Origin of the sequence: Acidovorax sp. SUPP3434 (genome assembly GCF_030159015.1) — a bacterium.
Taxonomy (GTDB): Bacteria; Pseudomonadota; Gammaproteobacteria; order Burkholderiales; family Burkholderiaceae_C; genus Paracidovorax.
On the sequence record NZ_BQXL01000043.1, the window covers coordinates 1 to 1,070 of the forward strand.

Genomic DNA, 1,070 nt, shown 5'->3' on the forward strand with positions numbered 1-1,070 from the left:
GCGCTCATCCAGCGCCAGGAAACCCTCTCGGGCGGGGAGATCAGCGCCGGCCGCAATCTGAGCATCGTCGCGAATGGGAAAGCGGATGCAGGCAAGGCCGAAGCCGGCCAGGGGGACATCACCCTGCGCGGGGCCACCGTCACCGCCAAGGGCGACGTGAGCCTGATCGCCAGCCGGGACGTGCAGGTGCAGGACCTGCAGACCGAGCACGGGCGCTACGAGGAGACGTACAGCAAGAAGAGCGGGTTCCTGAGCAAAAAGAGCACCCTCACCGTACAGGAAGGCGCCAGCTCATTGAGCGAGGGCAGCGTGGTCACCGGCAACGCCATCTACGTGCAGGCCGGGCGGGACATCGGAGTGCAGGGCTCGCACCTGGTGGGCCAGGCCGATGTGGGCCTCATCGCAGGGCGGGACATCGCCATCCGGGCGGGCACCGACACCGCCTCGGCCATGACGCACACCGAGACCAAGAAATCGGGCCTGTTCAGCGGAGGCGGCTTCGGCATCACGCTGGGCAAGCAAAGCACCACCACCGACCACCGCAACGAAAGCCAGCGTGCGGCTGCCTCCAGCGTGCAAAGCCAGGGGGGCAACGTGGCGCTGGTGGCGGGCAACCGCTACGAGCAGGAGGGCTCGGCGGTGCTGGCCAAGGGCGACGTGAGCATCGTTGGCAAAACGGTGGACATCCACGAGTCGCGGGAACTGGAGCGCGACCTGTTCGAGACGCGGGCCAAGCAAAGCGGCCTCACGGTGAGCGTGGGCAGCCCGCTGATCGACTTCGGCATGACCGCGGGGCGCGTGGGCCGTGCCATCGGGCGCACCAGCGATGCGCGCACCCAGGCCCTGGGGGTCGCGGCCATCGGGCTCAATGCCTACAACAACGCCAAGGACCTGGGCAACGCGGGGCAAGCCCTGCTGAACGGCGACCCCCTGGCTGGAGCCAGCTTCAACATCAGCCTGGGCAGCAGCCAAAGCCGCAGCACCAGCGCCTACCAGGTGGACAGTGCTGCTGGCTCTGCAGTGCGTGCCGACGGCAACGTGCACATCACCGCCACCGATGGCGACCTGCG

Annotated in this window: 1 protein-coding gene; it reads left to right on the top strand. The window is 68.3% G+C overall.

The genetic code is table 11. From position 1 onward, the window contains the following. On the top strand, window positions 1–1,070 hold a 1,070-nt coding region (locus AVKW3434_RS24175), incomplete at both ends, for a hemagglutinin repeat-containing protein (RefSeq protein ID WP_284407868.1).